The following is a 26,990-nucleotide window of genomic DNA, read 5'->3' as shown; positions in this document are numbered from 1 at the left end:
TCACCACCTGAGTATTTCATTTTTGATTTTAAGGTATCTATGCCAATAAATACATGAGAACCTAAATAAGCCTTCTTCCTTGTCAAATATTTTGATTCCATCTTTATAGCAGAAAAGATGTTCCAGGAATTTTGAACCACCTGCATCTTGTGTATATGCAGCTGTGTCACATTGATAATAAACCAGGAAAAGTTTTAATAATTTTTCCGGAGTTGTACTGAGTCTTTTACAGCCATTTAATATATATCCAGATAGAAAAGCAACGTCATGTTTGTTTTGAAAGTATTCGCCTATATAATCACCTTTTAATAATAGTAGAACCTTATTTAAATCTTTCTGAGATTCTGAGATTTTGAACCAAAATTCCTTTATTATCTTAATACTGTGGTCATGTTGAATACTTATATCACCTTCCTCAAAAGCTCGGGGTTTCCCGATGTCATGAATTATCAGGAAGAATCTTATTAATTCCCTCTCTTTAGCATTAAACCGGTTGGAAAAATATTTATCAAACTGATTAAGAACAAGATTTGTATGATCCCTTAGTATATAATGTCTGACTTTATAGTCATATATTGGCCTAAAATGAGGGAAAATATTACAGAATTCTTCTATTGATTGCGGGTATGTAGAGGTAACCATTAAAGTTGTTTTGTTAGCAGTGTGAAGTGTTTTTCCAACATAAGTTTGTAAGCTTCCCTTAAAACCGAACTGTTTAAAAGTAGAATAATTCTTAATTTTAAACAGTATGAAAAAAAGTAAATTTTCTCCACAGAAGATCTCTAAGATCCTCAAAGAATTCGATAACGGTAAAACAGCTGCCGAGATAAGTCGTGAATATGGTGTAAGCACCGCTGCTTTTTACAAATGGCGAGAACGTTTTAGCGGAATGAATGGCAAAGAGCTTAAGCGACTCAAAGAACTTGAGGAAGAGAATCGTCGACTCAAGCAAATGTATGCCACCCTTTCTTTGGATCATGAGATGGCTAAAGAGATCATCGAAAAAAAGCTCTAAAGCCTTGCCGTAAGCGAACCATAGCTAAAGAACTTGCTCATTACGGTATAAGCAGGGCGTGCCGTGTTTTAAAAATGAGCAAGAGTGTGTTTTATTATAAACCTCTCCCTAAAGATGATAAACCCATAGAAGAAGCCTTACAGCAAAAGGCAGAGAAGTATAGTGAGGAAGGTTTTTGGATGGCTTATGAGCGACTGCGTAAGGAAGGAAAGCCGTGGAACCATAAAAGAGTTTATCGTGTCTATAAAAACCTTGGCTTAAGCTTAAGGCGTAAAGTGAAGAAAAGATTACCAGCAAGAGTAAAAGAACCCTTAGAAGTACCTGAGACCCTTAATCATACCTGGAGTATGGATTTTGTGACAGATGTCCTGGATAATAAAAGAAGGTTTAGGGCCTTTACTATTATTGATGATTATAACCGGGAGGCACTTCACATAGAAGTAGATTTTTCCTTGCCCAGCAATAGAGTTATTTGGGTATTAAACCACCTAATTAATCGAAGAACAAAACCTCAGAAAATAAGAATGGACAATGGTCCTGAGTTTATTGCTAAAATAGCTTCAGAATGGAGTCAGATGCATGGAATCAACTTCAAATATATCCAACCAGGAAAACCTACACAGAATGCTTTTATTGAACGATTCAATGGAAGTTATAGAAGAGGAGTTTTAAATAAATACATTTTTGAAGATCTGGATCAGGTACGAGAACAAACACAGGTATGGATGGATGATTACAATAATCAAAGACCTCACGATGCATTAGGAAAAATGGCTCCAATAGAATATGCAGAATTTAATTCTCTAATAGCAACTACAGATAAAACCAAAAACAATAATTTTATATCATCAAGCAGTTCTAATTAGGGGGAGCTTACAGACGGATATAGTGGATCAAGAACAAAAGTTGGGGATTAGGCAAAAATTGTGGTTAATCTGAACAGGTCTTGTTTGTTCTCCAATTTTTTTCAAGTAGAAGGCAGTTGAGGTCTAGTTGTTAGGTAGAAAAGTTAATCTTCTAAGATCAGGAAAAACCTAACAGGTTTTTAAAACCTGTTAGGTTTGCGTGGTAGTCAGACGCGACTAATTATAAATAGACTTGATGAATTCCTGGTACTTTTCTATGATCATTTTGCGCTTCAGCTTAAGGGTGGGTGTTAACTCTCCTCCTTCAATAGTCCAGGCATTAGGGATCAACCGGAACTTCTTGATCTGCTCCACCGGATTAAAATGCTTGTTGAAATGAATTACAGAGGCGCCAATCAATTCTTTTGCGTGCTTGTCTTCCAACACCTTTTCATTTCCCGGATAGGGTTTGTCCTGTTCTAGGTACCATTTTTTAAGAGCTTCAAACGCAGGGACAACGAGCGCACCCACAAACTTCTGTAGCTCTCCCACCACCATGATCTGCTCGATCCATGGGCTTTCTACCATCTTATTTTCAATGGGCTGAGGTGCTACAAATTTTCCGCCGCTGGTTTTGATCAGTTCTTTCTTCCTGTCGGTGATCTTCAGGAATTTTTCGTCAATAAATGTTCCGATATCGCCGGTGCGCAACCATTCGCCCTCCATCACTTCTGCAGTGAGATCGGAACGTTTGTAATAACCCATCATTACATTAGGACCTTTGCAAAGAATTTCACCGTCTTCGGCAATTTTAACCTCTACACCTTTTAAAAGTGGCCCCACAGTACCAAACATCCTGTTCTTTTCATTGTAGCGATTTCCGCTGATAATGGGAGAGGCTTCGGTTAAACCATAGCCTTCCTGTATCACGATTTTGGCGGCAGTGAAGATCTTTAACAGCCGCACCTGGCATACAGCCGCACCCGTGATGATAGATTTCACTTCTCCTCCCAGGGCATCTCTCCACTTACTAAAGATAAGTTTATCGGCCACGGCAAGTTGAAGTTTATAACTCAGGCTCTTGGGTTTGTTGATCTCAAATTCCTCGGCCAGTTTTAAAGCCCAGAAAAAGAGTTTTCTTTTTATTCCGGTAAGTTCGTTGCCCTTTGCAAGTATGCCTTCATAAACTTTTTCCAGGAGTCTTGGAACTGTGGTGAAAAGCGTGGGTTTTACTTCTTTTAGATTTTCTGAGATCTTCTCCATGCTTTCGGCATAGTACACCGCTGCCCCGCTGTAAAAGAAGCAGTAGGTTGCCATTCTTTCAAAGCCGTGGTTGAGGGGGAGAAAACTTAATACTTTCTTGTGTTTAACCCCCACTTCTTGTATAACATGGGCAGCCCCCAGAGAATTGCTTACAATGTTACCATGGGAGAGCATAACGCCTTTTGGAGTTCCCGTTGTTCCTGAAGTGTAAAGAACGGTCGCAAGATCTGTCTCTTTAACGGCATCTTTGCTCTGGGCTACCTGCAGTTTAAGTTGAGGCGTTACATTGATCATCAAATCGGTTAGCTGCGGAATTCCGGCAACTGGTTTGAAAGAATAAACATGTTCTAAAGCCGGCAGCTCTTCGCGTATTTCAACGATCTTTTGGTAGAGTGTGGTGTCTCCTACAAAGATCATTTTCACATTGGCATCAGCCAGGATAAATTGCAGTTCGTGGTTGGTAATGTTGGGGTAAACCGGTACAGATAATGCTCCGGTTTGTTGAATAGCCATATCGGCCATGATCCACTCGGGGCAGTTCTGGCTAATAATGCCAATTTTATCTCTACCTTCTATGCTTCCGTCACCTCCCGAAAATCCCATTTTTAGGAGTGCAGCACTTATCTGCTCAATTTTTTGTCCTACTTCGGCGGTGCTGTATTTTCTCCATGTTCCATTTTCTTTAGCGGCAAGCATATCGGGGAGGGGAAAATGTTCAAGCTGAAAGCTAAGGCAGTCAAACAGGCGTTTCGGAAATTCGATAGAAGTTGTGTTTTGGTCCATATGTCAATCCTCACTAATCTTTTATTGCAGAAAATAGCCGAAAAAAATCTTCTGTTGTTGTGACTTATTCGGGAAGTGCAAAAATATTGCTTAATCCTACAATTAGGACGGGAAGCAGGTACTTTTTTTGCCTGGGCCTCATTTCTTTTTCCGCAGGTAAATTCAGGAAAAAGAAAAGCCGGTCATGTTACTCACATTCCGGCTTCATATACCTGTCAAAAGGGGAAAATTGGTTAGCTTTTTTCTCCCAGTTCTACTGCCCTGTCAAAAGCGGCGTAGGCGGCTTCTTTTATCAGTTCTTTTACGTTGTTGTCATCCATAGAATCTAGCGCTGCCCTTGTAGTACCACCTTTTGAGGCCACGCGATCCATCCACAGGGTTGGGGAAAGGTCATTTTGGTTAAAGAGTTCTACCGCTCCTTCAAAAGTCTGGCTTACAAGTACCCTTGAATCGTGCTCCGAAAAGCCCATTTTTAAGGCCGCTTCAAGCATAGAGTTCATAAAGTAGAATACGTACGCAGGTCCACTTCCCGAAATTCCGGTAGAGGCATCAATAAAGTTCTGGTTCTTCACATGAATAGATTCCCCAGTAGTGTCAAGAAGGTTTCTCACCATCAATAATTCTATTCTCGAAACTTCTTTTGATTCGGTGTAGGAGGTAACTCCTTTTCCTACCTGGGCCGGTAGGTTAGGCATTGACCTTACTACTTTTTTAATGCCCAGTCCATTTTGTATAGTCTCAATGGTAACTCCCGCCATTAAGGAAACCGCGATTTGCTCCTTGTTCATCATCGGTTTCATTCTTTCAAATAGTTCCTCGCTGTGGTATGGTTTTACAGCAATAAAGATTAGATCGGCCTGGGGTAAAGCATCTTCCAGTTGTTCGTGTACATCAAAGATCCCCATGTCCTTCAGCAAAACAATTTTATCTGGCGAGACATCGTAAATCATGAGCTTACGCTGGTTTAAAAATGTTGATGAGGCCATGCCTTCTGCATAAGTGAGGCCCATATTTCCTGCTCCAATAACTAAAACTTTCATTACTTCTAATATTTTGTAGTGTTTGTGCAAAGACTGTACAGGACAAGCCTTAAATAAAATTAATTCTGAAATTCTTTGCCTGTCATGGCGTAGTTCGCTGATAGCAAGGAGTTTGTTTGTGGAGTTTTATTTCTGAAGTGACCGACATATCGTCAAAAACCTGAAAATCCGTCAGTAGTAGAAAAGCTTCCGAAGGGAAAGTCGTTGATTTTATTGATATATTTGGCTAAAACTGATCTTAAAAACTTATTACACGCATGAAAAAACTTTCAGGATTATTCACCCTGTGTCTGCTTTTGTCGGCTCACTTCTCATTTGCACAATCAAAAGATGAAGTTATACAGAATATTGTAAAGGAGGCCGAGCAAAATTCGAAACTTGAGGAGTTAGCGCACCAGTTGCTGGACAGTATTGGGCCACGCCTGGTAGGAACACCACAAATGAACAATGCTCATAACTGGGCCGTAAAGAAATTTGAAAGCTGGGGCATCCCTGCCGAAAAGCAGAAGTGGGGAGAATGGCGCGGCTGGGAACGCGGCGTTACCCATATTGATATGCTTGAACCACGGCTGCAAACCCTTGAAGGGAGACAGCTCGCCTGGAGCCCTTCTACCGGAAAAAAACCTGTAACCGCCGAGGTAATTACGTTGCCCGAAACAGTTTCCGATTCTATGGCTTTTCAACGCTGGCTGCCACAGGTAAAAGGTAAGTTTGTCCTCATTTCTATGCAGGAGCCAACCGGAAGACCCGATTATAACTGGGAAGAATATGCTACCGAAGCTTCTTTTGAAAAGATGAAGCGCGAGCGCAGTGAACAATCTGAAGCCTGGAGAGATAAATTCAGTACTATGGGCTATACCTCCCGCACTTTACCTGCTGCACTTGAAAAAGCCGGTGCTGTTGGGGTGATTACTTCCAACTGGTCTGAAGGTTTTGGGGTAAACAAGGTTTTTGGAGCTTACACAAAAGAGGTTCCTACCCTTGATCTCGCCCTTGAAGATTACGGAATGCTTTACAGGCTGGCAGAACACGGAAGCAAGCCTAAAATTAAGGTTACCGCCCAATCTAAAGAACTGGGAATGGTGCCAACATTCAATACCATTGCTACTATTAAAGGAACCGAATTACCTGAAGAATACGTGGTGCTTTCGGCGCATTTTGATTCTTGGGATGGCGCAACCGGGGCGACAGATAATGGAACCGGAACTATCGTAATGATGGAAGCTGCCCGAATTCTTAAGGAATATTACCCTAACCCTAAAAGAACAATTATTATTGGGCTTTGGGGTAGCGAAGAGCAGGGGCTTAACGGGTCACGCGCATTTGTGGAAGATCACCCGGAAATTGTAGATAATATTCAGGCGGTATTCAACCAGGACAATGGAACCGGAAGAGTGGTGCGTATCACCGGGAATGGGTTCTTGCACGCTTATGATTACCTGGAAGACTGGCTTTCAAAAGTGCCCGATACGGTTGCCGATCATGTACAAACTACCTTCCCCGGAAGACCGGGTCGTGGCGGGTCAGATTATGCTTCTTTTCTTGCAGCAGGAGCCCCGGCTTTTAATCTAACTGCTTTAGACTGGGCTTACTGGAACTATACCTGGCATACAAACCGTGACACTTACGACAAGATCGTTTTTGACGACGTGAGAAATAACGTTATTCTTACGGCTGTACTTACTTACATGGCGAGTGAAGACGACGAAAAGGCATCGAGGGAACAAATCAAACTACCAATCAATACCCGTACGGGAGAACAGGAGACATGGCCTGAGCCACGATCTCCAAATCGCCGTGGCGGAGTGGAATAAGAAAAAAGATAATCAGGAAAACAGGTTTTCCTGATTATCTGTATTAAGCTGCAGAAGGTCCTTTCACCTAAGGTGTCAAAAAGGGGATTTTCTGTAGCTTTTTTATTTAAGGCCTAAAGCCTTTTTTCCTTCAGCCACCTCTTTTCTGGCTTTTTCAAAAAGAATTGGATCACCGCCAATGAGTACCTGCGTTAGCTTTTCCATTTCCCAAAGATATTTGCGGCCAAAACCGGGGTCATTTCTCACAATATCGGGAGTGTTGTCAATAACATCGGCTAATTTAATGGTTTTTGCCTCTTTGCTTATGTTGGCCTGGCGTTGCACTTCCCGCTCTTTACGGGCCCTGCGGTTGAGGTGAGGGTAATTTACCTTCATGTATTCATCGGTTAGTTCTGCAATTAGATTGGCTACTTTTTGACCGAATTTCTCTCTTATTTCTTCGATTTTCACAGGAGTATCTTCCACGACATCATGAAGATATGCCGCGCAAATCATTTCTGCGGAATGCGGTACGCTTTTTACGATTTTTGCCACCCGCTTCGGGTGTTCTATATAAGCTTCTTCTGAATATTTCCGTTGCTGCTCTCCGTGAGCTTTAGTTGCGAACTCCAAAGCTTCCTCTTCCATTTTTTTCTTCTGAAAATAAGAATTTTTCCGAAGTAAAAAGGAAACAATTTAACTTCAGTCATATTTCAAGTTCATCAAACAGAATAATTCAAATTTTCTTTTTTCTGAAGAGGTGACTTAATGCTGAAGCAGATTCAAAAATGCCATTTTTGATAAACTTTTTACGGGTGTCAAAAATGGCATTTTAGGAAACTATTTTTGCAGCGGCGCTCCAACCGGGATAGTACAGTCATGGCCCGGTTCCCCGTGTGGCGGATTTACCTGTGGCGTTTGGTCTACCCTTACCGGCGAAACTGATGTAGAAGGTGCCGGGCTCGAAACAGCAGGGCTGGTAGTGCCTGCGGAATTTGCCGTTAATGGCGCTCCCACCGGAAGATCGCACCTGTGGCCGGGAAGCCCGTGAGCAGGATTCACTTTTACTTCTTCACTATTAGCTGCCTGCGTACTGGTTTCGGCAGTTTGTTGTGGAGTAGATTCGGTTGCAGTCTTTTCATCTTTACAGGAAGACATTAAAACCAGTCCGAGGGCCATGGTAAGATAGCTGAGTTTTAAATTTTTCATTTTCATCTTATTTTATCAGGTTTAGCAGTTGTTGTTGCGGTATGTTAAGAAGGCCGGCCGAGGGTAACCTGCGGGTCATTTCCTTCCAGTTCTCATCTTCTTTAAAAATAGCTTCAAAAATGGGTTTTGCTTCGTCCATTCTTCCGCTGTTGGCAAGGGCTACAGCCGTCCAGTACTGCATTTCGAGGTTGTCTGGGAAAAGCTTCATGGCATTGCCGTATTCTTCAAGTGCTTTGTCTACATTACTTTCTTCCATGGCAAGGTCTCCGCGGTTCATAAATTCATAAGCCCGGGCAACTTTGAGCAGGCGTTCCAGCTCTACCAGTGGCTGTTGATGATCGTCTACCCGCAGGTCGATCTTCTTTTCTTCCCATGGATTTTCAACTTCTTCGGGACCAACAACAATGATGGCGGCCGATTGGCTTCCGCGAAGGTCACCGCCGGCAGCTTCGGCAGCCTGTAGTACTTTTAGCACCCTTTCGGCCAGTGGTAATTTAGCATTTTCAAGAAAAGCCTTTTGCATAGCGGGTACTATAGTGGCATTGAGCATCATGTTAGCCTGTACCGAATAATTCTCACCGCTAATATGATCTGCAGCTTCTACACAATTTTCACCGGTGTGGGCAGCAGTATTTCCTGAAGTATCCAAAAAGGCCACCTGTCGGTATTCTTTTCCTTCATCTTGCGCCAGCAAAATCCCCAATGCTTCGGAAGGATTTTTTCCCTGTTGCATAAGTTCTAAACCCTGTGGGCCATAAGCCGGGCTTACGAATGATTGTGTGGCTACAACGCCCACTCCCGATTTTCCCCAGGAAACGATAGAACCCACAGAAAACCAATGGCTTTGAACTCCCACAGCCATCTCGCCTGTCTTTGCATCTCTTGCCACAATAGAATAGGTGTGTGCAAAGGCGTCTTTCATGATCCCGGGATTTCCCGATTGGGAAAAGAGTGTAGTGCAGCAAAAAATGGCAAGAAAAGAAAGGCTCTTCATGATCAAAATATTTTTTTAAAAGTAATAAATATTCCTTTAGGAGGTTTTATGAGCTTTAGCCTCAAAAAATCTGTATTTCGGGCTTAAAACTGAAAGGAAGTTTTTAAATTTGCGCCCACATGGCCTCGTAGTTCAATGGATAGAATAGAAGTTTCCTAAACTTTAGATCCAAGTTCGATTCTTGGCGAGGCTACTTTTAACATTTTAAAAGAAATCAAAATCCTGTTAATCTTATGATTATCAGGATTTTGCATTTTATTTGATATCAACTGATATTAAATAAAATGCACTTAAAAGTTCACAAATCGTCAACATATTTTCGGTTTGAATTCTTATCTTGATACTCTGTGAAGCAGCACAATTGGTGGTTTGACTTTCGTGAAATTGTTCAACTTAAAGTCATCAATTATGCGTACTCTGTCAACATTTTCGGTTTTATTCTGGATTTATTCTCAACGAGCAAAAGATAACCTGGCTGTAGTTTACGCCAGGATCACTGTGAACGGAAGGAAATTAAATATAAGCCTAAAGAGAAAGGCCGAGGTAGACCTGTGGGATTCCAGAAAACAAAGACTCATAGGTAAAGGTTTCAAATCTAAAGAACTGAACCAGTTCCTGGATCAGGAACATTCCAGGCTCTTCCAGTGTTATCAGGAATTAAGGGTAGAGGGGAAGGTAATCTCTCCGGAAAATATTAAAGCCAGGTATTTTGGTGATATGGAGCATCTTTTTTCTTTGGAAGACATGTTCAAGTATCACAATGAAAATATGTTTTCAAAACTGAAATATAATACCTCTCGTCTTTATATCACAAGTCAAAATTATATCAGAAAGTTTATAAAGAAGGAATATGGGAGAAAAGATTTTTATCTGAAAGAACTGGATTACGGGTTTATCATAAAATTTGAAAACTACCTTAGAGCTGTCCGGCCTCGGCATTACCAAAAACGCCTCCAGCACAATGCAGTAATGAAACATATTCAACGTTTACGAAAAATGGTGACGTTGGCCTTTCATCTTGAATGGATAGACCGGGACCCTTTTGTCAAATTCAAACCTCATCTCGTACAGAAAGAAAGAGGATTCTTGACTTCCGATGAACTGGAGAGAATTGAGAATTTTCAACCAGAATTATCCAGGCTTAAAAAGGTAAAAGATCTTTTTATTTTTAGCTGTTATACCGGAGTCAGTTATGCAGATCTCATGCTTCTTACTCCTCAGAACCTGGTGATTGGAATAGACAAAAAATTCTGGATAATCACCAGGAGAGAGAAAAATGGAAATCAGGTTAAACTTCCCTTACTGTCCAAAGCAATCAGCCTAATTGAGGATTATAAACATGATCAAAGTTGCCTTTTAAATAATAGTCTGCTGCCCACGATTTCCAATCAAAAGATAAACAGTTATTTAAAGGAAATTGCTGAAATATGCCTTATTGAAAAGAACCTGACTTTTCACCTGGCCAGACACACCTTTGCAACGACTGTTGCATTGACTAATGGAGTACCGATTGAAACGGTATCAAAAATTTTAGGACACAAAAAACTTTCTACAACTCAGATCTATGCCAAGGTAATTGAAAGGAAAGTGAGTGAAGATATGGAATTGCTACAGCAAAAGTTGAACAGTAAAGCATCGGGTAACACTCCTGAGTTGCAAAAACATGTTTAGTCAATATTTCAAAAATTTTAATCATTTGGGGCAGTCTGGTGATAATATGATAAATCTATTGATTTTAACCGTTAAAACACTAAACCAGAAAATTAAGGTCCTGGATCTTATGTAATATTTGCTGAACGAAAGTCAAATTGCCAAATACTGTAATTGTGAAATATGAGCTGCAATGGAGCTCTTAAGAGTATTATAATATGTATAGCAGATTTTAAATGGCACCTGAATATTTTCATTCTGGTAGACAATGAGGGAATATAATTCCCTTAAGATCTGATTTGCAAAATACCAGGTGATTCATCATTAAGTGAAAATGGTTTTTTGTACACATGGAACGGGAAGAGGTATACATCAGAGTAGGAACCCAATATTACAAATTGGTAAAAGCACCAAGCATTTCAGGCCATGTGAATGAATCGCTGGTTCCATGGAATATTGAAACGATCAGGCAGGACCATGGGAAAACTTACCTTGCTGCAATTCCAAAATATGATGGCTTCACATGTATCCCGGATCATCTGGATTTTAAATCCTCCTACCACAATTTTTATAATACATATGCTCCATTAAATCATGTCCCGGAAAAGGGAGCATGTACTACTTCCTTAAGTTTTGTCAAACATATATTTGGGGCTCATTACGAATTGGGTTTGGATTACCTGCAACTCCTTTTTATCAAGCCTACACAAATCCTACCTATACTATGCCTGGTCTCGCGGGAACGTTCCACCGGGAAAAGTACTTTTCTTAAATGGCTGAAACTCATTTTTGAAAATAACCTTACCTATCTCACCAATGATAGCTTTACCAGCCAGTTCAATGCCGATTGGGCGAATAAACTTCTGATTTGCATAGATGAAGTCTTGTTTAATAAAGAAGAGCTAACCGAAAGGATTAAATACTTAAGTACCACCAATATCAATAAACTGGAGGCAAAAGGGAAGGACAAGCGGGAAGTGGAATTCTTCGGAAAGTTCATCCTCTGCAGTAACAATGAAGAGAACTTCATTAAGATAGACCATCACGAAACCCGCTTCTGGGTACTACAGGTTCCTGTGATAAAGAAAGAGCAGACAGAATTCCTGGAATCCCTGGCCAAAGAGGTTCCTGCATTTCTGTTTTACCTAAAGAATCGAAAGCTTTATTCCAGGCACCAAACCCGGATGTGGTTTTCTGCTGATCAAATAGAAACACCTGCCTTGAAAAAACTGGTGCAGAATAACCGGAACAGGGTGGAAAGGGAACTTGCTAATATTCTTTTAATGGTGATGGAAAATCAGGATATGGAGGAGCTGAATCTTTGTCCGATGGATGCCTTTAATGCCATTAGTAAATCCCGACTTCGAACCGATCTTACCCAAATCCGGAAAATCCTGAAGAAGGATTGGAAGCTGGAGAATCAGCCCAATTCCAACCGCTACCAAAAGTTCCTGCTCTGGGGAGATGGTTCTACATCTTTTATAGAAGCTAAAGGACGCTATTTCACTATAAAGAAAAATTTCCTTCTGGAGAATTTCGAGGATGATAAAATCAGCTGAATTCTCTCTTCCGAAGTGAAAAATGATGAAATGATGACAAAACGATGACAGGGAATCTCCAGTGTTTGCGGGAGGTTTCAGCTGCTGTCATCATTTCATCAAAATGGAAGCTGCTATTGAGGGTAAAACTTTGAAATACTATTTATTTTTTGATGAATTGATGACAAAGTAAGATAAGACCAATAATAGTAAGGGTTTCAGCTGTCATCAAATTGTCATCAAATTGTCATCAAAAATTTATTTGATGACAAAAGAAGGAAAAGAAAGGAGAGTTGTAAAACATAGCAAACACTACCAAATAAAAAGCTGATGAAAACAAAAGGAATGAACTGTGAAACAGCCCGTAGCATTTGCATCGTCAAAACGCTGGCAAAGCTAGGGCACTTTCCCAGTCATAAATCGGAAAAAGAAGCCTGGTTTCTGAGTCCCCTGCGGTCAGAAACTCAGGCCTCTTTCAAGGTCTCTATGGGGCTCAACAGATGGTATGACTTCGGAATAGGAAAAGGAGGTAATGTGATTGACCTGGTATGTTTAATTTCAGGCTGTTCGGTGGGAGAGGCACTTGGCTATTTATCAGAGGGATTACCGGTTTCTCCATCCAATCTAAACTTTAGGAAAAAGAGCCAAATAAAGGAACCAAAAAACAAGATCCTTAAGGTCCTGCCTATAGAACATTATTCACTAAAAGAGTATCTGTCCTCCCGAAAGATTCCACTTCATGTAGCAGCAACCTATTCTAAAGAGATCTGGTATGAATGCCATGGAAAGACGTTTTTTGCTCTTGGCCTTAAAAATCATTTAGGGGGCTGGGAATTGAGAAATCTTTATTGTAAAAGTTCTACTACACCTAAAAGCTACTCCTACTTAAAGAAGGGGGGAGAAAAGCTAATTGTACTTGAAGGAATGTTTGACCTGTTATCATTGGCAGTAATAGCTTCAGAGGAAATAGAGAGAGCAGATCTTCTTATTCTAAATTCCCTCTCTTTTATTCCTGAAGTGCATCCTATTTGTAAAAACTATAAAGCAGTAACCTTATACCTGGACAGGGATCCATCTGGAAGAACAGCAACGAAAAACTTGCTTAAAAGTTATTCTCACATTAAGGATGAGAGTAGTCTTTACAAAAATTTTCAGGACTTGAATGAAATGCTTGTAAGTAAGCAGATTGTTCAAATTTTGAATGTGTATAAAAAAAGAAGTAGCACAACTTAAATTAATTAAAGCTACACATGATTATCGTTTTGAGAAGCAAAGCAAGATGTGTCATTGTCATGACAATCTTGCTTTACTCCCGGAGGTCGCAAAGGCTAACAAGAAAAATAGATGAAAAGGGAATTCATTCAAATCCGATGCTCAATTTATGAGAAAAAGCTACTCAAAAAAAGAGCAGCCAGGGCAGGAATATCCCTTTCGGAATATATTCGCTCCACTGCCTTTGAAAGAAACATTGTGGAAAGGTTAACACCGGAACAATTAGAATACTATCGGATGTTGGTGGAGTATAAGAACAACTTTACCCGAATTAGTAATATGTTCAAAAAACGGGATCCAAAGTTAGCAGCAACGGTGGAGCGGCTTGCTGAGGAAATTAGAACTCACTTACAAAATTTCAAGAAATGATAGGTAAAGGACACGCCATCTCAAGAACAAAGGCATCGTTAGCCTATGGATGGGATCAGGAAAAGGAGGCAGAGGTAGTACTTAAAGAACACCTTGCGGGAGACAATCCCCGGGAGATCACAGAAGAATTCCAAATTATCCAATCCCAGCATGAAAGATGCTCCAAAAACACTCTTAGTTTTATAGTAAGTCCAACCATAGAAGATGGAAAGAATATGACCTCGGAAGGATTGGGTGAGATCGCTCGAAGGTTCTTAATAAAAATGAATCTTCAGAATCATCAGGCCATAGGTTTTGTTCATCGGGATAAGAACCATACTCACATTCATATTTATGCCAACCGCGTTAGCCTCACGGGGGAAGTTTATAAAGACAGCTTTATTGGAAAACGAAGTCAAATTGCCGCAGATAGCATTGCAAGGGAGTTAGGCCTTAAAAGAGTAAGGGAAGTGCAACAAGCCAGGCTAGTTGAGCTTCAACATCACCGCAAAGAAGTTCAATTCATACATGAGAAAATTCTCCAAACAAAACCTAAATCTCTTGATGAGTATATACAGAAGATGCAGGTACATAGGGTAAAGGTTATTCCAAGTATTAACAGATCCAGGCAGTTGCAGGGTTTTAGATTTGAATACAATGGTATAAATCTGAAGGGTAGTGAAATCCACAGGAGTATGAGTGGCAATAAAATTATTTTGGGAATCAGTCAAAACAATAGTATCACAAAGCTCAAAGAGCCACCACGTTCTCTTCAGCTACTTAGCAGTACCGTACAACTTAGTACCGGCCTCATAAATAAAATAGCCAAAGATTTGATCAAACAGACCATCAAAAGAGCTCTGGATCCAGGAATAGGAATGGGATATTAAAATACAATGAGATGAAGAAAATAGATGAGATCATGGAGCTGATGAGTGATGAAATTCAGGACTTTCAGGTTGCCCTTTTGCAGTTGAGGAAGATGACAAATGAACTTCAAAGTCATAGCATTCCAATAAGTACCGAAGTGATGGAAAGGCAATTAGGTTTTTTCTTTCAGAAGCAACAGGAGAAAGATGCTTTAATGGCAGATAAATTAGAAGCTATTGATAAAAAGCTAAAGAAGGCATATATACTCCCCAAGAGTATGGGCATCCTCTTTGGAAGTGTGCTGGTCCTTTTAATTAGTATAATCTGTTATATGGGTCTTCAATTAGAGAATTCAAAAAATGATAAAAATGATGTTTATCCGGCATTTCAATATGGTGAATATTTAAAGGAGAATCCAGGTCGACGAGAAGCATATAAAAACTGGCTGCAAAACCATAACATTCCGTAATGCGCCCAATGCTGTTTTTATTTAACGCTTAACCACTGTACGCTATAAAAACAGCATCGGATCCCGCGCAGGTAAGTTATGGTAGATATTGGGGCTTGAGAACGAGATCTAAATTACTAACCTGTATGTGCCAAGACCAGAATCCATTGGCGAATCCTGGAAATATTAAGGATAGAAATTCATTTTTGTTTATTATAATTCTCTCACATTTCCCTTTGGATTTTTAAAATATCTTCGGGACTAAAAGAAATATAGTGGGTCTACAGTTATCCCCAATTTATTTAAAAAATGTCCAGTTTTTTTAATAATAAACTGGACAAAATTCCACATTTGAAAAAAACAGTAATTCTTGAAAATAACTGATTACATAGCTAATACCATCAATAGATTCCCTAGGGGCTATGTTTTTACCTATGAAGATTTTAGTGTAGAGGTGAAAAAAATGAAGCTGTGATTAAAGCTTTAAACCGGATGGTAGAAGCGGGTAAAATATCTAAATTATCCAAAGAGAAATATTACAAGCCGGAAAAGACTCCCTTTGGATTAATACAGCCGGATCAGGAACAGGTTGGTAAAGATCTATTGGAAATTAATGGAAAAATTATGGGTTATTTTTTACGGGCTGTTTTATATACAATATATACAATAATTTAGGTTTGACTAGCCTGGTAAGTAATACTATTCAGATAGGGAGAAATCAAATCCGGCCAAAGCTAAAGAGGAAATTCTAGGCGGAGTGTTAGATGAATTAAACCAAGAGTCAATTACTTTAAAAGCTTTCTTGAATCCAATTACCTAATATAAGTTCCCGGGGCTTCTAAAGTATTGTCAAATACCAACATCTGGAATGTGTATGAAACTTCATCAGGACAAAAAGTTTAAAGGTTATCGTATGATTATGAAATAAGACCCTCACCACCAACAGGATTTCTTGCAACATATCCTGAAATTAAAGAGGAGTTTTGCCGGTGGCTGTGTCAGAAGTGGGACTATTTTGATAAACCACTTTTTCATAAACTCATGTCCGTTTTACAATAAGGAACTCACTATTGTAAAATTAGGGGTAAACTACAATAGCACAATCCTTATTGTAATAATAAGTGTAAATCTACAATAAGGCAAAAAATGGATTTTACGGATAAAAAAGAGTGCAGTTATTTTACGCAAGTTTTCTTACAGTTAGCAGAGTGATAATTTGGTTCCTGTACCCCGCATCTCACCTATTTCTTTGATTGGATAAGTATCCAAATTGAATATGGATACACTCATGCTGGGATTGTATGCTTGTAATTCCGCTCGTTATCCTTTTTTTGCACGCGAGATAAAAAGGTCTTGTCGATGTCCTAGTAATTCCCTTCACATCTAAAAGAGTAGGAATTCTATTTTTTTTAAAAAAAAGGTAATTGGCTTACAAGAGATCTTCAATTTATTGATTCGTAAAGAAACTGTATCGTATAAAATTTCCATCCTTCTCTAAAACTATTTGCTGGTTTAAAAAGCTCAAAATTGAATATATATGAAGAAACTATTACCCCTCGCAATTTTATTTTTTAGTTTTACTATTAATGCCCAGGTAGGTATAGGAACGGATATGCCCAACTTATCCAGTCAGCTAGAAATTGTGGCTTCAGATCGGGGAATTCTCATCCCCCAGGTTCCACTTAACAGTCTAACAGACCAAACAACAATTACAAATGGGAATGTTGAAAGTCTATTGGTTTTTAACACCACTAACTCCAGTGGTTTAACTCCAGGTTATTACTACTGGTATGCCGGTATATGGAATAGAATAACATCAACAACACAAACAAATCCTGGTATTCCTGCAAATAATGTTGTTTGGAATATTGAGAATCAATCATTTGTTTATTTTAATGAAGCAGGGGATCAAATAAACATCAAATTAGATGATATTACCAATGAGACTATAACCCGTCTTGTGGATAATCTTGATGGTACATACACTTATATTAGTGAGGATAATTCCCTTACAACAATAGATGTTCCTTCCGATGTTATTAAAAATATCAGTAGTAACGGATCTGTTTATCAGAAGATTATATCGCTTTTAGAAGATAACGTTACCTATTCTTCTATAATCGACAATGGAAACGGAACTTTTACTTTTTCTTCCGGAAGTGGTATAGAGACAATTTTTGATGCAAACACCACGAAATTAATTGATAATGAAGATGGTACCTATAATTTAACCAATACTAACGGGGAGCATATTACAATTAATACCAATGCTGATGCATTGAATTATAATAATGTCAACAGTGGATTGACTGCCGTAAATGTTCAGGATGCTTTAGATGAGATTCAAAATAACCTTGATAATACTACAGATGTATTGGTTAGTAATAATGATGGCACTTATACTCATACCGCAGTAGATGGCACTCAAATAGTTATAGATGCTAATACTACAAACGTGACCGTCCTTGAGGGTGTCTATACATTTACCGATGGTACTGGAGCCACAATTGCCAGTATTGATACTAATGCCGATGCCATTACATTTGATAACACCACTAACAATTTTACAGCCACTAATGTACAGTCAGCTTTAGAGGAATTGTTTACCGAACTGGAAACCGGTTTTGGGAACCTTACGATCGAAGATAATGAAGATGGAAGTTTCTCTTTGCTTGGAGCTGATGGAACAACTGTCCTTGGAACAGTATCTAAGTCGAACTTAACGGATAATGCTGATGGTTCTTACACTTTCACTAATAATGATGGTACTGATGTTGAATTTGATGTGCTTTCAGTTGAAGTGGTTTATGATGCAGCATCTGGTTTGTACAATTTCACAGATTCCACTGGAGCTGTAATTGCTTCAATAGACACTAATGCCGATGCAATTGCATTTGATAACACCACTAACAATTTTACAGCCACTAATGTCCAGGCGGCTTTAGAGGAATTGTTTACAGAACTGGAAACCGGTTTTGGGAACCTTACGATTGAAGATAATGAAGATGGGAGTTTCTCTTTGCTTGGATCTGATGGAACAACCGTTCTTGGAACAGTATCTAAGTCGAACTTAACGGATAATGCTGATGGTTCTTACACTTTCACCAGTAATGACGGTACTGATGTTGAATTCGATGTGCTTTCAGTTGAAGTGGTTTATGATGCAACATCTGGTTTGTACAATTTCACAGATTCCACTGGAGCTGTAATTGCTTCAATAGACACTAATGCAAATGCAATTACATTTGATAACACCACCAACAGTTTTACAGCCACTAATGTTCAGTCGGCTTTAGAGGAATTGTTTACAGAACTGGAAACCGGGTTTGGGAACCTTACGATCGAAGATAATGAAGATGGAAGTTTCTCTTTGCTTGGATCTGATGGAACAACCGTTCTTGGAACAGTATCTAAGTCGAACTTAACGGATAATGCTGATGGTTCTTACACTTTCACTAGTAATGATGGTACTGATGTTGAATTTGATGTGCTTTCAGTTGAAGTTGTTTATGATGCTACATCTGGTTTGTACAATTTCACAGATTCCACCGGAGCTGTAATTGCTTCAATAGACACTAATGCCGATGCAATTACATTTGATAACACCACCAACAGTTTTACAGCCACTAATGTCCAGTCAGCTTTAGAGGAATTGTTTACCGAACTGGAAACCGGTTTTGGGAACCTTGCGATTGAAGATAATGAAGATGGGAGTTTCTCTTTGCTTGGAGCTGATGGAACAACCGTTCTTGGAACAGTATCTAAGTCGAACTTAACGGATAATGCTGATGGTTCTTACACTTTCACTAGTAATGACGGTACTGATGTTGAATTTGATGTGCTTTCAGTTGAAGTTGTTTATGATGCAGCATCTGGTTTGTACAATTTCACAGATTCCACTGGAGCTGTAATTGCTTCAATTGACACTAATGCCGATGCAATTACATTTGATAACACCACCAACAGTTTTACAGCCACTAATGTCCAGTCAGCTTTAGAGGAATTGTTTACCGAACTGGAAACCGGTTTTGGGAACCTTGCGATTGAAGATAATGAAGATGGGAGTTTCTCTTTGCTTGGAGCTGATGGAACAACCGTTCTTGGAACAGTATCTAAGTCGAACTTAACGGATAATGCTGATGGTTCTTACACTTTCACTAGTAATGACGGTACTGATGTTGAATTTGATGTGCTTTCAGTTGAAGTTGTTTATGATGCAGCATCTGGTTTGTACAATTTCACAGATTCCACTGGAGCTGTAATTGCTTCAATTGACACTAATGCCGATGCAATTACATTTGATAACACCACCAACAGTTTTACAGCCACTAATGTCCAGTCAGCTTTAGAGGAATTGTTTACCGAACTGGAAACCGGTTTTGGGAACCTTGCGATTGAAGATAATGAAGATGGGAGTTTCTCTTTGCTTGGAGCTGATGGAACAACCGTTCTTGGAACAGTATCTAAGTCGAACTTAACGGATAATGCTGATGGTTCTTACACTTTCACTAGTAATGACGGTACTGATGTTGAATTTGATGTGCTTTCAGTTGAAGTTGTTTATGATGCAGCATCTGGTTTGTACAATTTCACAGATTCCACTGGAGCTGTAATTGCTTCAATTGACACTAATGCCGATGCTTTAATTTATGACAATACAACCAGCGGGTTAACTGCCGTAAATGTTCAGGATGCTTTAGATGAGATTCAGGAAAATGCATCCATTGTCTCTCCTCTAGAAGATAATTTAGACGGAACATTTACTTACACAAATGAAGAGAACGTTATTACTCAAATAAAATCTGCCATGCCCAAATTTTTCTATATGCCATCTATTATCATCCCTACCGATGCAAGTCAGGTGCCTGCGGGGGAAACATTTGGAGAAATAGATCTACACCAGCGCTATGCCGATCAATTTGGATCTGGCCTGGTAGTGAATCCGGGGTCCACAACAACGCTTCCTGTGCTACCAGCGAGTGAATTAGATTACTATATCACCTGGTATGATACCAATGTTTTTGAGAATGTAAGTGTTTCAGATAGTGGAGTATTAAGCTATGATGTTCTAAATAATGCAGATATAACGGTGGGATCATTTATGAATATTGTTTTTGTTATAAAACCATAACTCAAAATGTTTTTATACAAAACATTTATTTAATCAAAATGCATACAAGAAATGTTTAGAAATATTGAAGTGAAACCTGTTTTTCCATTTATCGTATTTATACTGCTTAGTATTCAGGTAAATGCTCAGTTTACCATAACAGAAAGTTTTAAAGGTAATGCATCAAATGATATTATAATTGGAGACGGTGCTTATCTTACTTCTGGCGTGGCTGATCCTGTGAATGATGGGTGGTTGAGACTAACAGAGGATGTTGGTAACCGTAAAGGTTTTGCTTATGTAAATAAGTCATTCCCGTCAACATTGGGTGTTCTTGTAGACTTTGAATATATCATGTGGAGAAGCAGGAATGATTCAAATAACGGAGCAGATGGTATAGGGGTGTTCTTATTTGATGGAACTGTTGAGCCACAAGATTTTAATTTAGGTGGATATGGAGGATCATTAGGGTATGCGCCTAATACTAATGCAGGTACACAACAAGGAGTAACAGGGGGATATGTAGGAATTGGTTTAGATTCTTACGGAAATTTTGGAAACAATAATGAAGGAAGAATTGGGCGAATAGCTATGGATGGAAACAATGCAGCCGAAGTTCCCAATACTGTTGTGTTGAGAGGTCCAACCACTAACAGCAGTTCCACCACTAACCGTTTTTTAGCAGGAGCAAAAATTGGAGATAGAAGTGGGACAGCAAACACGATTAGAGCTCGAAACGAAATAGATTATAATACTGTTAGGAGCATACGCCCGGATTACTCAACATTTTATCGAAGAATTCAAATCGAAATAATCCCACTTGGAGGAAGTGCGGGTTATGAGATTATAGTGAGGTGGACCAAAACTTACGATGGTAATTTCACACAATTGATTACATACACCACCAGTGATGTACCACCAAATCTATTAAAACTTGGTTTTGCAGCATCTACCGGGGGTTCGTTCAACTTTCACGAAATACGTAATGTGTTGGTAACCACTCCGGGAAATTTGCGAGTTATCAAAAAGACCGATAAAAGTACCTTAAGAAGTATTGATGTAGGGAATAATGAAAATGAGATTTCTTACAATATTGAAATAGTCAACGATACAGATGGAGCATTAGAGAATATTCAATTTGAAGATAAGTTAACAGATGGTGAAGGCAATGTATTGGATCCCTCTGTCTTTGAGATAACCAATATTACAGCTGAAGGTTTTTTAGCCGGTACAAGTTTACCTGTCAATTCTTCAATTAATGAATTTACCGGGAGTTTAAATCTTTCTGCTAATTCTGCTGGTATAATAAAGGTTTCGGGCAGGCTAAAGGAAGTTCCTGCAGGTAATATTGTCACTAACGTTGTAAGTGCTTTACCAACAGATATATCAGATGAGGATTTAGGAAATAATACTTCTGTAGTCAATACTCCCGTAATTGCAGAGGGAATAGATATGGTAGTTAACAAAACTGTAGATCAATCTTGTTTAGATAGCACAAATGGAAATAGATTCGCACTCGAAGTTACTAACTTAGGGTCTAACAATTTAAACTATAGCAGCACCAATCAGGTAGTGGTCACAGAGACACTTCCTCCAGGAGCTACTATTGTTAATCCCAGCAATAGCGGATGGAGTTACACCAACACAGGGAGTACATATACTTTTACCAAAACAGGTAGTGGGGTTTTAAGTTCAGGTTTTTCTTTTCCCAAGATTTATTATACGGTGAATGCCAGTCAGGGTTATACTAATTCAGCTGTGGTGGAGCTTAGAAGCTCGAGTGGCACAAACGCTGAAAATATTGAGCCACCCGAGAATTTAGGAAATAATGAAGATTCTATTGAGATTATTCCGGCACCATTAGTTCCCACAGTAACAAGTCCCGTCTATTATTGTCAAGGAGAAGAGGCACAACCTTTAACTGCAGCAGCAAATGAGGGATTTACTTTAAGATGGTTTTTAAACGAGGGAGGTACGGGATCTAATATTCCATTTACTCCCAGCACCAGTACCCCTGGGTCAACCATTTATTATGTGGCACAAACTAACGGCACCTGTGAAAGTGATCTTGCAGAAATTGAAGTTATTGTATTGGAAAATCCGGAAGCCGGGAGTATAAGTGGGGGAGAGGAAATATGTTCGGGTCGCATTCCAGGGGTAATTACCTCTCAATCATCTGGCAGTGGAAATGGTATTGTTAGTTACCGTTGGCAGTTTTCTACTGATGGAGGAATTATATGGGAAGAGGTGTCTGGAGCATCCGGTGAGAGTTATCAACCAGGTGTGGTTAGAACTTCAACTTTATTTAGAAGAATAACTATTACCGAGACGAACGGGTTTCAATGTGAATCTCAACCAACAAATATTATAGCAGTGACCACTAAGAGATGTGGTATAATAAGTAACCCTATGCTGCCATCCAAAGCTCAAAATAATTAGGTATGAAGCACCTTTATCAGTATTCAACAATGCTATTTTCACTATTGGGTTTCTCAATAAACTCTTCAGCCCAGACTACAAATCTGGGGACACTTTATGTGAATGTGAATACTCAATTTTCTGTAGTTAATAATTTTAACAATGCAGATGCAGGAGAGTTTTACAATGATGGAGAAACTTTTATATACAGGAACTTTAATAATGATGGTATTATCAATTATTATGAAAATACAGGATTAATCCGTTTTCTGGGTGCGGCTAATCAGGAGATCTCAGGGAGTCAGGAAAGTTATTTTTATAATACTGAATTTAACAACCAGAGTCAGTTATCTCCATTTCATTTATCAGGAGACATAACTATTGAGGGAGAGTCCAGCTTCTTGTATGGTATTATCGACAACGATAATTACGGAGGAAGTCTATTTTTTGGAGAAAACTCTAGTCATATCAATACTTCCAATAACAGTCATGTAGACGGTAGGGTAGGACATTACGGTGCCGAAGATTTTATTTTTCCAATTGGAGATGGTGGTTTTTACAGGTATGCCGGAACTTCAGAGTTATCAAATGAAGCAAGTATTATAGAGTCTAAATATATACTGGAAAACAGCGATGCTCTATATCCTCATCATTTACGTCCCGATTTTGTAGAACTTATTAATGACCAGGAATACTGGATAATTGAAAATACTGGAAATACAGAAGATACATTTATTACCCTTTCCTGGAATGAGAATACAACTCCAGCTGGAATACTACATGAACCTCGAGAAGGTTCTATTCACATTGTCAGGTGGGATGTAGAAGAAAATAGATGGATAGATGAGGGAGGAATTGTAAGTAACGACAACCAAACAGTTTCAACTGTTGTTAAAGAGGGGGGTGTTTTTACATTAGCCAGAATGGACGATTCTAATGTTCTCCCCTGCCAAATAACAGTTTATAATGCAGTATCACCCAATAATGATGGCGTAAATGATTATCTCAAAATCAATACAGGAGCTTCAAATACCTGTACCGAAAATCTTCAGGTAGAAGTCTACAATAGATGGGGAGTTAAAGTTTTTGAAACAGATAACTACGGAGAAGATGGGGATTTGTTTGATGGTTTTTCTAATGGCAGATTGAATATTGAGGGGGAAAAGCAATTGCCTACAGGAACTTATTTCTATATACTCAAATTTGATTATACCAATGGGAATGATGAAAAAAATATCTTCAAAAAGGCAGGTTATCTATATCTCAATGGTAACTAATCAGTAAAAAAAAACGAATGAGAATACAATTTAATAAAACACTTTTTTTCTTACTGGGTAGTCTTATTTTTTGCCTTCAGGACGTAAATGCGCAACAAGATTCTCAATATAGTCAGTATATGTATAATACTGTGAACATAAATCCAGGCTATGCAGGTAGTAGAGGAATGCTTAGTGCTTATGGAATGTACCGTGCCCAATGGGTAGGTTTAGATGGTGCACCAGAAACATTAAACTTCTCAGTTAACTCTCCTGTAGGGGTAAAAAGAGTTGGACTGGGTGTTAATTTTGTAAGTGATCGTGTAGGTCCCTCTTCTGAAGATAATATAACTGCAGATTTTTCATATAGCATACCCATTTTTAATACGGACACTAAACTTTCTTTTGGTTTGAAGGCAGGGCTTAATATGTTCAATCTGGATGTGAATAAATTGAGCCTTGAAAATCCTAATGATGTAAATTTTATCAGTAGAAATTTTACTTCACCAATTGTGGGCTTAGGTTTCTATCTACATTCAAATAAATGGTATTTGGGATTATCTACTCCTAATATGCTGGAAACAGAACATTATGATGAAATTGCGATTTCTACCGCCACCGAAAAAATGCATTTATACGCCATTGGAGGCTATATATTTAATCTAAATCAGGATGTAAAACTTAAACCTGCGCTATTAATTAAGGCTGTAAGTGGCGCTCCTTTAGCTGTAGATTTTTCTGCTAACTTCCAAATATATAATGATTTCACTCTTGGGGCATCTTACCGTTTTGACGCCGCGGTAGGAGCTTTAGCTGCATTTAATATATCTGATGAGATCATGGTTGGATATGCATATGATTATGATACCACGTCTTTAACCCATTATAATTCTGGTTCACACGAAATTTTTCTTCGGTTTGAGTTGGGAACGAGGATAAGCAACAAAGTGAATCCCCGTTTCTTTTAAATGTAACAATTAGTTTATGATCAAGAATTTTAAATATCTGTATATAATACTCTTTCTTTTTGCGTTTTTATCAATTGAAGCCCAGGAATCTAAACTTGATAAAGCGGAAAGACAATATGAAAACTATGGATATATTAATGCCCGGGAAATTTACTTAAAAGTTGCTCAAAAAGGTTTTGAGTCAGAAGAGCTATTTCAAAGACTGGGTAACTCTTACTACTTTAATGCAGCCTATGAAGACGCCCTCGTATGGTATAAAAAACTCTTTGCTCTAAATAGTAATCAGGAGGAAGAATATCTAAGGCGATATGCACAATGCCTTCAAGCAGTTGGAGAATCCAAAAATGCCAAAAAAATATATAATTTATTTGAGAAGCATAAAGAACTATCTGTTGAAGATTACGCTTATTTGATCGATCAAAATTCTGGAAGATATTCTATTGATATATTAAGAGGTGTAAATACAGATGGAAGAGAATTTGGGCATACTTTCCAAAATGGTAAATTAATATATGCCTCCACCCAGGATACATCTAATTTTATACAAAGAAATAGTTCCTGGGACGGCCTCAATTTCCTAAACTTGTATGAGGTGCAAATGCAGGAGGATTCCACTCTTAGTAGTCCTAAAAAATTGAAAGGGATTGTAAATGGGAAGTATCACGAATCTTCAGCTGCAATTACAAAAGATGGGCAAACCTTATATTTTACCGGTAGCAATAGAAGTAGTAATAAACCTGAAAACCAGAATTTAAAAATTTACCGAGCTCATTTAAAAGATGGTAAATGGGAAGATCTGGAAGATTTAGCAATAAATATTGAAGGGTACTCTACTGCCCATCCCGCTTTAGATAAGGAAGAGAAACTTTTATATTTTACTTCAAACAGGCCGGGGGGGTATGGGGAGTCTGATATTTATAGAACAAGTATAAACACAGATGGAAGTCTAAACGAACCCGAAAATTTAGGATCAAAAATAAACACAAAGGGAAAAGAAACTTTCCCTTTTGTTTCAGACGAAAATGAACTTTATTTTTCGTCTGATGGACATTATGGGCTTGGAGGGCTGGATGTATTTTATGTGAAAATGGAAGATTCAGGCTTTAGTAATATTCTGAATGTTGGCCGCCCGGTTAATTCTTATGCAGACGATTTTTCTTTCGGAATTAACAGCGATTCAAAAATGGGATTTTTTAGCTCAAATCGTACGCATGATAGAACTTTTGAACTTGACAATATTTACGTATTCAAGGAAGATCAGGAGATTATAGATGGTTATAAATCTATAATTTCAGGAAGAGTTATCGATGAAGACGGAGGAAAACCCTTAATGAATGCAACAATTAAATTATATAATGGAGAGGCATTATTAGATTCTACAAGTACAGATGCGGCAGGGAATTATAGTATTGCCGTTAATTATTTTGATATTTATAGGCTACAGGCGGCTAAAGAAAACTATGACGCTAAAGAGAAGTGGAGTGAAGACAGGGCAAAAAGCCAGGAAATTAATTTCTCCTTAAAAAGGAACATACTTGCCCTTACCCCTGGAACCGATATTAGTAGTCTGCTAAATATAAAATATATACTATTTGATTTTGATAGGACGAATATTAGGGATGATGCTGAAATAGAATTAGAGAAGCTACTAGCGGTTATGCAGGAATATCCAGAATTAAAAATTGAAATTAGATCTCATACAGATAGCAGGGGTGCTGATGCCTATAATAAATTATTATCTGAGAGAAGGGCTCTTTCTACTAAGCAATATCTCGTAGATAAAGGTATAGATAAACAAAGGCTAAGCACTAAAGGATTGGGGGAAGAGAGGCTTCTAAATAACTGTGGAAATGATGAAAATTGTCCTGCCGAAGAACATCAAAAGAATAGACGGTCTGAATTTGTTATAAAAGATTAACTTTTAGATTCTAAATATTACTGTAAGCTTCCCTTAATTAAAACCGCTTGATGGGATAAAATTAATGTTTTTGGTTTATCTGTAGTCGGTAATTGAGAATTAAGACGACACTATCCCGTGAGGTTTGGAAGTTCTAAATAAAAATGAGCTTATTCATCTTTTATCAAAATTAAAATTCAACAGCTTATTTCAAATTTTCCTCTTGGATTCAATTTGGAATCAAATGATTACCTTTATTATGCGATGTGAAAA

The 26,990-nt window shown here is 38.6% G+C and carries 20 protein-coding genes and 1 tRNA gene; 15 read left to right on the top strand and 6 right to left on the bottom strand.

The annotated features are described in order from the left end of the window. Positions 1–642 carry a hypothetical protein gene (locus V5739_RS07145; protein WP_423820193.1) on the bottom strand — a complete coding sequence of 214 codons (642 nt, stop codon included), beginning with the start codon at positions 640–642 and terminating at the stop codon, positions 1–3. A gap of 106 nt (positions 643–748) precedes the next feature. Between V5739_RS07145 and V5739_RS07140 the strand changes: the two genes are divergently transcribed. Beyond that, positions 749–1,881, top strand: a protein-coding gene (locus V5739_RS07140; RefSeq protein ID WP_423819263.1) for an IS3 family transposase whose coding sequence is annotated in 2 segments (ribosomal slippage) — positions 749–1,010 and positions 1,010–1,881 — 1,134 coding nt in all. Because the reading frame shifts where the segments join, the coding sequence is not laid out codon by codon here. 216 nt (positions 1,882–2,097) lie between these two features. On the opposite strand, the gene V5739_RS07135 is transcribed toward V5739_RS07140, so the two are convergent. After that, on the bottom strand, positions 2,098–3,906 hold the full coding sequence (locus V5739_RS07135) for an AMP-dependent synthetase/ligase (protein WP_423820192.1): 1,809 nt from the start codon (positions 3,904–3,906) through the stop codon (positions 2,098–2,100). A gap of 233 nt (positions 3,907–4,139) precedes the next feature. Then, positions 4,140–4,946 carry a pyrroline-5-carboxylate reductase gene (gene proC, locus V5739_RS07130; RefSeq protein WP_266069839.1) on the bottom strand — a complete coding sequence of 269 codons (807 nt, stop codon included), beginning with the start codon at positions 4,944–4,946 and terminating at the stop codon, positions 4,140–4,142. 257 nt (positions 4,947–5,203) lie between these two features. On the opposite strand from proC, the gene V5739_RS07125 reads away from it, so the two are divergent. Further along, on the top strand, positions 5,204–6,760 hold the full coding sequence (locus V5739_RS07125; protein WP_423820191.1) for a M20/M25/M40 family metallo-hydrolase: 1,557 nt from the start codon (positions 5,204–5,206) through the stop codon (positions 6,758–6,760). 102 nt (positions 6,761–6,862) lie between these two features. On the opposite strand, the gene V5739_RS07120 is transcribed toward V5739_RS07125, so the two are convergent. The 3 genes from V5739_RS07120 to V5739_RS07110 all read right to left on the bottom strand — a co-directional run bounded on the left by V5739_RS07120 (position 6,863) and on the right by V5739_RS07110 (position 8,942). Beyond that, positions 6,863–7,387, bottom strand: a complete 525-nt coding sequence (locus tag V5739_RS07120; RefSeq protein WP_423820190.1) for an HD domain-containing protein — start codon at positions 7,385–7,387, stop codon at positions 6,863–6,865. A gap of 192 nt (positions 7,388–7,579) precedes the next feature. Next, positions 7,580–7,948, bottom strand: a complete 369-nt coding sequence (locus V5739_RS07115) for a hypothetical protein (RefSeq protein WP_423820189.1) — start codon at positions 7,946–7,948, stop codon at positions 7,580–7,582. Between the two features lie 7 nt (positions 7,949–7,955). Continuing rightward, entirely contained in the window at positions 7,956–8,942 is a 987-nt protein-coding gene (locus V5739_RS07110; RefSeq protein WP_423820188.1) for a DUF1028 domain-containing protein, read from the bottom strand. 121 nt (positions 8,943–9,063) lie between these two features. On the opposite strand from V5739_RS07110, the gene V5739_RS07105 reads away from it, so the two are divergent. The 13 genes from V5739_RS07105 (at position 9,064) to V5739_RS07045 (ending at position 26,738) form a co-directional block, all read left to right on the top strand. Beyond that, positions 9,064–9,135: transfer RNA gene (locus tag V5739_RS07105), tRNA-Arg, on the top strand. A 215-nt stretch (positions 9,136–9,350) separates the two neighbouring features. Beyond that, complete coding sequence (locus tag V5739_RS07100) at positions 9,351–10,613, top strand: site-specific integrase (RefSeq protein WP_423820187.1); 1,263 nt, start codon at positions 9,351–9,353, stop codon at positions 10,611–10,613. Between the two features lie 329 nt (positions 10,614–10,942). Further along, on the top strand, positions 10,943–12,151 hold the full coding sequence (locus tag V5739_RS07095) for a primase-helicase family protein (protein ID WP_423820186.1): 1,209 nt from the start codon (positions 10,943–10,945) through the stop codon (positions 12,149–12,151). A 309-nt stretch (positions 12,152–12,460) separates the two neighbouring features. Further along, positions 12,461–13,363 carry a toprim domain-containing protein gene (locus tag V5739_RS07090; RefSeq protein ID WP_423820185.1) on the top strand — a complete coding sequence of 301 codons (903 nt, stop codon included), beginning with the start codon at positions 12,461–12,463 and terminating at the stop codon, positions 13,361–13,363. Between the two features lie 111 nt (positions 13,364–13,474). After that, the gene (gene mbpA, locus V5739_RS07085; RefSeq protein ID WP_423820184.1) at positions 13,475–13,771 is read left to right on the top strand and encodes a mobilization protein MbpA; all 297 of its coding nucleotides are present in this window, start codon (positions 13,475–13,477) and stop codon (positions 13,769–13,771) included. Beyond that, positions 13,768–14,640, top strand: a complete 873-nt coding sequence (locus V5739_RS07080; RefSeq protein WP_423820183.1) for a relaxase/mobilization nuclease domain-containing protein — start codon at positions 13,768–13,770, stop codon at positions 14,638–14,640. Before mbpA ends, V5739_RS07080 begins: the two co-directional genes overlap by 4 nt. Positions 14,641–14,651: 11 nt before the next feature. Further along, positions 14,652–15,089: a DUF6730 family protein gene (locus tag V5739_RS07075; protein WP_423820182.1), complete on the top strand. Its 438-nt coding sequence runs from the start codon at positions 14,652–14,654 to the stop codon at positions 15,087–15,089. Positions 15,090–15,539: 450 nt separating this feature from the next. Continuing rightward, positions 15,540–15,743 (top strand): hypothetical protein, encoded by a 204-nt coding sequence (locus tag V5739_RS07070; RefSeq protein WP_423820181.1) that lies wholly within the window; start codon positions 15,540–15,542, stop codon positions 15,741–15,743. Positions 15,744–16,605: 862 nt separating this feature from the next. Continuing rightward, positions 16,606–20,199, top strand: a complete 3,594-nt coding sequence (locus tag V5739_RS07065) for a beta strand repeat-containing protein (RefSeq protein ID WP_423820180.1) — start codon at positions 16,606–16,608, stop codon at positions 20,197–20,199. Between the two features lie 51 nt (positions 20,200–20,250). Next, the gene (locus V5739_RS07060; RefSeq protein WP_423820179.1) at positions 20,251–22,617 is read left to right on the top strand and encodes a hypothetical protein; all 2,367 of its coding nucleotides are present in this window, start codon (positions 20,251–20,253) and stop codon (positions 22,615–22,617) included. Positions 22,618–22,619: 2 nt separating this feature from the next. After that, positions 22,620–23,873, top strand: a complete 1,254-nt coding sequence (locus tag V5739_RS07055; protein ID WP_266069733.1) for a gliding motility-associated C-terminal domain-containing protein — start codon at positions 22,620–22,622, stop codon at positions 23,871–23,873. A gap of 17 nt (positions 23,874–23,890) precedes the next feature. Continuing rightward, a complete protein-coding gene (locus V5739_RS07050; RefSeq protein WP_266069732.1) occupies positions 23,891–24,820 on the top strand; it encodes a PorP/SprF family type IX secretion system membrane protein in 930 nt (309 codons plus the stop codon). 16 nt (positions 24,821–24,836) lie between these two features. Beyond that, entirely contained in the window at positions 24,837–26,738 is a 1,902-nt protein-coding gene (locus V5739_RS07045) for an OmpA family protein (protein WP_266069731.1), read from the top strand. Positions 26,739–26,990: the final 252 nt, after the last annotated feature.

The organism is Salinimicrobium sp. TIG7-5_MAKvit (genome assembly GCF_049569215.1).
Classification (GTDB): Bacteria; Bacteroidota; Bacteroidia; order Flavobacteriales; family Flavobacteriaceae; genus Salinimicrobium; species Salinimicrobium profundisediminis.
Note: the sequence above shows the minus strand (reverse complement) of the source record. Positions and strands in the feature narration are given on the sequence as shown.

Excerpts from the sequence above, each read along its gene's own strand:
- V5739_RS07145 (WP_423820193.1), bottom strand. The coding sequence starts at position 642 with ATGGTTACCTCTACATACCCGCAATCAATAGAAGAATTCTGTAATATT.
- V5739_RS07135 (WP_423820192.1), bottom strand. The coding sequence starts at position 3,906 with ATGGACCAAAACACAACTTCTATCGAATTTCCGAAACGCCTGTTTGAC.
- proC (WP_266069839.1), bottom strand. The coding sequence starts at position 4,946 with ATGAAAGTTTTAGTTATTGGAGCAGGAAATATGGGCCTCACTTATGCA.
- V5739_RS07125 (WP_423820191.1), top strand. The coding sequence starts at position 5,204 with ATGAAAAAACTTTCAGGATTATTCACCCTGTGTCTGCTTTTGTCGGCT.
- V5739_RS07120 (WP_423820190.1), bottom strand. The coding sequence starts at position 7,387 with ATGGAAGAGGAAGCTTTGGAGTTCGCAACTAAAGCTCACGGAGAGCAG.
- V5739_RS07115 (WP_423820189.1), bottom strand. The coding sequence starts at position 7,948 with ATGAAAAATTTAAAACTCAGCTATCTTACCATGGCCCTCGGACTGGTT.
- V5739_RS07110 (WP_423820188.1), bottom strand. The coding sequence starts at position 8,942 with ATGAAGAGCCTTTCTTTTCTTGCCATTTTTTGCTGCACTACACTCTTT.
- V5739_RS07100 (WP_423820187.1), top strand. The coding sequence starts at position 9,351 with ATGCGTACTCTGTCAACATTTTCGGTTTTATTCTGGATTTATTCTCAA.
- V5739_RS07095 (WP_423820186.1), top strand. The coding sequence starts at position 10,943 with ATGGAACGGGAAGAGGTATACATCAGAGTAGGAACCCAATATTACAAA.
- V5739_RS07090 (WP_423820185.1), top strand. The coding sequence starts at position 12,461 with ATGAAAACAAAAGGAATGAACTGTGAAACAGCCCGTAGCATTTGCATC.
- mbpA (WP_423820184.1), top strand. The coding sequence starts at position 13,475 with ATGAAAAGGGAATTCATTCAAATCCGATGCTCAATTTATGAGAAAAAG.
- V5739_RS07080 (WP_423820183.1), top strand. The coding sequence starts at position 13,768 with ATGATAGGTAAAGGACACGCCATCTCAAGAACAAAGGCATCGTTAGCC.
- V5739_RS07075 (WP_423820182.1), top strand. The coding sequence starts at position 14,652 with ATGAAGAAAATAGATGAGATCATGGAGCTGATGAGTGATGAAATTCAG.
- V5739_RS07065 (WP_423820180.1), top strand. The coding sequence starts at position 16,606 with ATGAAGAAACTATTACCCCTCGCAATTTTATTTTTTAGTTTTACTATT.
- V5739_RS07060 (WP_423820179.1), top strand. The coding sequence starts at position 20,251 with ATGTTTAGAAATATTGAAGTGAAACCTGTTTTTCCATTTATCGTATTT.
- V5739_RS07055 (WP_266069733.1), top strand. The coding sequence starts at position 22,620 with ATGAAGCACCTTTATCAGTATTCAACAATGCTATTTTCACTATTGGGT.
- V5739_RS07050 (WP_266069732.1), top strand. The coding sequence starts at position 23,891 with ATGAGAATACAATTTAATAAAACACTTTTTTTCTTACTGGGTAGTCTT.
- V5739_RS07045 (WP_266069731.1), top strand. The coding sequence starts at position 24,837 with ATGATCAAGAATTTTAAATATCTGTATATAATACTCTTTCTTTTTGCG.